The 5,242-nt window shown below is 57.7% G+C and carries 7 protein-coding genes; 3 read left to right on the forward strand and 4 right to left on the reverse strand.

Going from position 1 to position 5,242, the window contains the following annotated elements; genetic code table 11:
- Window positions 1-371, reverse strand: a 371-nt coding sequence (locus tag RMO15_RS27580) for a hypothetical protein (protein ID WP_309720483.1), incomplete at its 3' end; no start/stop codon positions are given.
- A 19-nt stretch (window positions 372-390) separates the two neighbouring features.
- Here RMO15_RS27580 and kdsA point away from each other — a divergent pair.
- Window positions 391-1,221, forward strand: coding sequence for a 3-deoxy-8-phosphooctulonate synthase (kdsA, locus tag RMO15_RS27585; RefSeq protein WP_309720486.1), 831 nt, complete (start codon window positions 391-393; stop codon window positions 1,219-1,221).
- Here kdsA and RMO15_RS27590 read toward each other — a convergent pair.
- Genes RMO15_RS27590 through RMO15_RS27600 form a run of 3 tightly spaced genes read right to left on the reverse strand, consistent with a single transcriptional unit; the run spans window position 1,184 to window position 3,347 of the window.
- A complete protein-coding gene (locus tag RMO15_RS27590) occupies window positions 1,184-1,711 on the reverse strand; it encodes an NUDIX domain-containing protein (RefSeq protein WP_309720489.1) in 528 nt (175 codons plus the stop codon). The two genes, kdsA and RMO15_RS27590, sit on opposite strands and share 38 nt — an antisense overlap.
- Window positions 1,712-1,737: 26 nt before the next feature.
- Window positions 1,738-2,580, reverse strand: a complete 843-nt coding sequence (locus tag RMO15_RS27595; RefSeq protein WP_309720493.1) for a hypothetical protein — start codon at window positions 2,578-2,580, stop codon at window positions 1,738-1,740.
- 8 nt (window positions 2,581-2,588) lie between these two features.
- Entirely contained in the window at window positions 2,589-3,347 is a 759-nt protein-coding gene (locus tag RMO15_RS27600) for a phytanoyl-CoA dioxygenase family protein (protein WP_309720499.1), read from the reverse strand.
- 49 nt (window positions 3,348-3,396) lie between these two features.
- Between RMO15_RS27600 and RMO15_RS27605 the strand changes: the two genes are divergently transcribed.
- Together RMO15_RS27605 and RMO15_RS27610 are read left to right on the forward strand one after the other, a co-directional pair.
- A complete protein-coding gene (locus RMO15_RS27605) occupies window positions 3,397-3,948 on the forward strand; it encodes a hypothetical protein (RefSeq protein WP_309720504.1) in 552 nt (183 codons plus the stop codon).
- A 42-nt stretch (window positions 3,949-3,990) separates the two neighbouring features.
- Window positions 3,991-4,722, forward strand: a complete 732-nt coding sequence (locus RMO15_RS27610; protein ID WP_309720507.1) for a hypothetical protein — start codon at window positions 3,991-3,993, stop codon at window positions 4,720-4,722.
- The last annotated feature ends 520 nt before the right edge of the window (window positions 4,723-5,242 follow it).

Below are 5,242 nucleotides of genomic sequence, written 5' to 3' on the forward strand. Positions count from 1 at the left end.
TTGCGCGTTATCCGTAGCCAGGTGTAGATATAGTTGCGCTCGATACGAGCACGCTTAATCTCCTCCCAAGTGAGCTTGACACTGCCAAAGCCAAGAAAGTTCTGGTAGGTCAAGCCTTGGTCCGTAAGAGTGAGAACCTGTGTGCTTTTGCGATAGAGCCCAACAAAAACGATTACCAGACAGCTACTGAAGACGCTCAACAATGAGACAAGCGGTTTTCCTGTCTCCATTTTCCAGAACATGACTGCGAGAGTGGCGTTGAGAAGCAAGGCAAAGAAGTTTGCCCAGAGTGCAAACCGGGTTTGCTTGCGTTGCTCAGGAGTCAGGCGCACCGTGTAGACTTGCTCCCGTGGCCGTTGTATTTGTTCCATCGGGTAGACTGACACCGCTATGACCCGAAAAGTTGCGATTTCTGACTCCGTTTCTTCCGTCACAATTGGCGGCGGACTTCCCTTTGCCCTGATCGCGGGGCCATGTGTGATCGAGAGCGAGAACCTCTGCCGCGAGATTGCGCAGAGCGTCAAGGCGACGTGCGAGACGCTGGGGATTGCCTTTGTTTTTAAGGCGAGCTTCGATAAGGCCAACCGGACATCCGGGGCGGCGTTTCGCGGCCAAGGCCCGATAAAGGGGCTGGAGATTCTCGCGGGGATTCGCCAAGACTTCGGGATGCCCGTGCTCACCGATGTCCACGAGCCGGAGCACTGCAAACTCGCCGCTGAGTACGTGGATATTCTCCAGATTCCCGCGTTTCTCTCCCGCCAGACCGATTTGTTAGTGGCGGCGGGCGAGACGGGCAAGGCGATCAATGTGAAAAAGGGCCAGTTCATGGCGCCGCTCGATATTGTCAATGCCGTCAAAAAAATCGAGGCGACGGGCAACGAGCGGATTCTGGTCTGTGAGCGCGGCGTGAGCTTTGGCTACAACAACCTGATCGTGGACTTTCGGAGCCTGCCACAGATGGCGGCGGCGACGAACTGCCCCGTGGTCTTTGACGCGACCCACTCAGTGCAGCAGCCCGGCGGCCTCGGAACCGCGTCGGGCGGAACCCGTGAGTTTGTGCCGCACCTCGCCCGCGCCGCCGCCGTGGGCGTGGATGCGTTCTTTCTGGAAGTCCACCCCGAGCCCGAAAAAGCCCTCTCCGACGCGGCGACCATGCTCCCCCTCGCCGACCTGCCCGCGCTCCTTAAAACCCTTCAGGCGATTGCTCAAGCGGCTCAATAAGCGCCGAAAGCGACATTCCCGAGGGCAGCAAGCGCTCCTGGGCCGCGATGGCCTCCTCGAACACGGCGGCGAGGAGGTTGTCCCAGGAGTAGTAGAGTCCCTCAATATCCTCTATGTTTGCCATCAACCGCCCCTGCGACTCGCTACCCTCGGGAAGCTCGGAGAGCCCTTGTACATCGGCAACAAACGTCGGGGCGTGGCGAATGGCTCCGGTTTGGGTGTCGGTTAGAACAAAGTAGCCCAGGCAGACCACACGCCCCAGAGTCACGCCCGCCTCCTCAAATGCCTCACGTCGCGCCGCCTCTTCGGGCGTCTCGCCCGGCTCTAGGTGCCCACTGGGAATGCACCAACCGCGCCCTGGAATCTCCGCCAGCACGAGCTTGTCGCCATAAAAGGGGAAGACCAGTGCCGCCGGAGTGGGAAAGCCCACGGACTCACCGCGTACAAAAGTAGCCTGATCCTTGCGCCACTGCGCCTTGGGAAAGTTCACAGCCTCATTATACTCACGCGAAACGATCAGTAACCGTAATCAACGGGTTTGTCGGCATTAACACTGACGAGAGCAATGATCTCATTTGCTCCCAGAATCGCTTCCCAGGCAACAGGGCGTGTGGAATTTAGAAACTTGCCACTCATCGCATCGGCAAGCTGGATTGACTTACCAGCAAGGAGGTCGCTTACCACCTGTCTTTCCCAGGCTTCGGGCAGATCCATAAAAGACTCACGCTGAAGTACCTGCCGTCCCCCAGCATTTTTCAGGCGGAGCGTGGTGTAGCGGTAGGGCACTTCTGCCCGAAAGAGAATCTGAACACCAGGCGCATGAGGCAACGAAGACTCCAAAGCACGGAGAAGCTGTAGCATCTGGGCCTCGTCGCGTTTTTCTAGCAAACTACGTAGCTTACTGCCCTGCTCACCTGCTACTTCTCGCAGGCGCTCCCGAAGCTCACTGGATATTTTTTGGCGCTTCACCACTGTTGCAACCTGCTCGCTCCGCTTAATCTGCTCTTTCCGGTAGACATCCAGCCGATGCAGACCATACATGAGCAGAAGAGTCCCTGCAAGTATTCCCGCCACGATCTGTAAGGGCCGCCTTACCGAAGGTAGCTCCCCATCACCAGCACGCATCGCGGCAGCCCCCGCCATCACGGCAAGACTGCACATGATACTAATCACCACCGAAAATGCCGCCAGAATTGCCAGAACCATCACAAGAAGTTGTGCATAGTGATCGAGCCAGTCAGGCAGAATATTCCACCCCAACACCTCATCGGTAGTCCAAAGAATAACCCCGAGAATCGTAAAAAGAAAGATTCCCAGACCAAAATCCGTTGTGTACTTAAGAGCACGTCGGTGGTTCATGTTTTCGGTTACTCCACGCCGCCCTTACGCCCACCGTACCGTGCGTTAGGGCCTTCCAGCATCCGCCGTGCTTCGTCGGTGAGGTCGGGGTGAACGTGGGGGTCGTAGCTATGAACTCCCCAGGCGCTCTGGTGGGTGTGGTACTTCAGAAAGAGTGTCCGGCGCTGGTTTTCGCTATTCCAGGGAAGGGTTCCGTGGGTGAGTGCCTCGGTGAAGATCACGGCATCGCCTGCCTCACACGGCACGGGCCGCACGACCTCGGCGAGCCCGTTGGCCATGTTGGCCCACTCACGCGGTAGCCGGTAGTTCGCTTTGTGGCTCCCCGGAACGCAGGCAAAGCCCCCATCGCCGGGGTTGCAGTCTTTGAGGGCGTAGGCCACAACAGTGAGGCCGTTGTGCATCCTACCCTCCGAGAACCGGTAGAACTGCCCCGCGTCAAAGGGGGTTCCGCCGCCGTGCAGAGTCGCCCCGATTGGCCCAAGACCGGGTTTTAGGATCACGTCTAAGTAGTCATGGTCCAAGCGCGGGTGTGGCCCGATCAGCTCCGAGAGATAGGGCGTCAAGCGCGGGTTAGCGATCACCTCGCGGGTCTGCGGCCCCCACTCCAAGCAGTGCCCAAACCGATGGCTGGTTTTCTCCGTCGCCTCTTCGGCGATTAGCTTTTCGTCTACCAGGGTATTGAGCGCGATCACTTGCTCGAAATTTAGAGCCTGCTTGACCACGAGATAGCCCCAGAGGTCAAAAAAGTATTTTTCTTGCTCCGTCATGGCCCCATTGTACCTGCATCAAGTTCATCGCATTAGGTATCATGGAGCTATGCAACGCTTTCTTCTGACTGTCTTTCTTTCGGCGATGGTGCTTCCGGTCTATGCCCAGAACACACCGGTTCCTCGCTTCAGTGCCAGCGCGGGCTCCTTCTTACCCAAGGGCTCCACCGATGACCGTCACTCCCAGACTCTCTTTACCTACCAGCCCCGTTTAAAGTCCAGCGCCCTGCCTCTTAATACCGCTGTCTACTTAGAGACAAACCGGCACAAAACGCTCGTGGGAACGACGACAAGAGTCTCGGTGATGGAAGGCATCGGCCTGATGCAGCGCTTTAATGTCCTGCCCGCAGCCTCTAAGGCCCTCTACCAGTTTGGCGGTGTAGGGCTTTACCAACGGCGTATCTCCACCACCACCGTCACGGGCACGGGCTCCACGGCTGTCACGACCGCAACCCATATTAGGGGAGTCTCGCCGGGAGCCAAGCTGGGCGTGGGCTACCAAAAAGACGCAATGTTTGTCGAGGTAGACTACACGCTTGTGGGGCGTATCAGGGGCAGCTCGCCCAGTGGGCTTGGTCTACGGATCGGCACTCGCCTCTAGCCTCCTACGGTTCTTGGCGCAACGGGCTATAATGAAGGCCACATGTCTCAAACTGACGGTATTCGAGTTCGTGTGGCCCCCAAAGAGGGTCAGCGGCTCGGCAAGCTCCGCGCGGGAGTTCAGCTACTGCATCTCCTAGCGCTTCTAGGCGGCGTTGTTGCACTCGTCTATCTTGCCTTCGCCTTCTGGAATATCACGGAAGCCATCGCCATTGCTTCCGGGAAACGAGAGGGTTTCGGAGCGGTTCTCCCGCTCGTTCTAGCGACTCTGGGAAGCTGGAGCATCATGTACCTGCTCCACGACAAGCTCGGGATTCTGGGCTCGGCCAAGGCGAGGGCGACCCTGCTTCCTGCTGCGGAGGTGCTCTGCACCGACACCGATCCTGCTCCCCTCGCCCGCCACTTTGTCGAGCTGCGCCCCCAAGCAAAGAAAGGCCCTTTCAAAACAGACTGGGGCTGGCTCGTTGTCTTTCCAGACCGCCTGGAGTTTGTCGGGGAGCAGCAGACCATTACTCTGGAGAAGCGCCTTGTCGCAGGCCCGCCTCAGAGAGAGCCCACGGCCGCCGGGCTCCTCCCCACCTGGCTTGATCTCCCCGTCCGTGCGGACTGGCGAGGGGTTGCTCTGCTCTGTCGCGACAGTGCCCGCTCCCTCTCCGACACCGCCCACGATGCCGCGGCGCTAGAGGCAAGCCTGCAAGACTGGCTCATGCCGAACGCACCTTCTGCGACAAAACCAGCTACGGACTCTGGGAATGGGGCGTCCACTATCCGCTAACAAGTTTACTGAAGAGGTCGGCAGATATCGAATTCGGTATCGAGTTTTGCCACCACTGCCTCAGTGGAAAAATCGGGTTGGGTCTGCGCCCATTTCCCAAAACTAACGAGAAACTGATTGAGGTCACGATGAACATTCCGAAGACCATCCCATAGTTCACCGGCAGTAAGCTGGCAAAATGTATCGGTCGGATGATCCATGTCTGGAATAAGCAAAACAGATTCAGGGCTCCAGAAAAGTCCGGGATCGGGGCTATGTCCCAGCCAAGGTGACTCGTGTGTTTCGAAACTTGTCACCCACTCACGCCAGTTCTCTAGGCCACAACAACACTGCGGGACGAACTGTTCTCCATCAGTCCGTTCTACCAAAATTCCTCCCAAAAGAATCGGGTGTGACTCATTTTGGTTGAAGGGCCCTTCATGCCACTTTGTACCCCACTTGTGGCATCTTCATTTTTAGGTCTGCTCTCTCAATGCAGGGAGAATCCCAAGCAGAACATGTCCCATAAAGCCGAGTTTGT

This window comes from Armatimonas sp. (genome assembly GCF_031410135.1).
GTDB lineage: Bacteria > Armatimonadota > Armatimonadia > Armatimonadales > Armatimonadaceae > Armatimonas.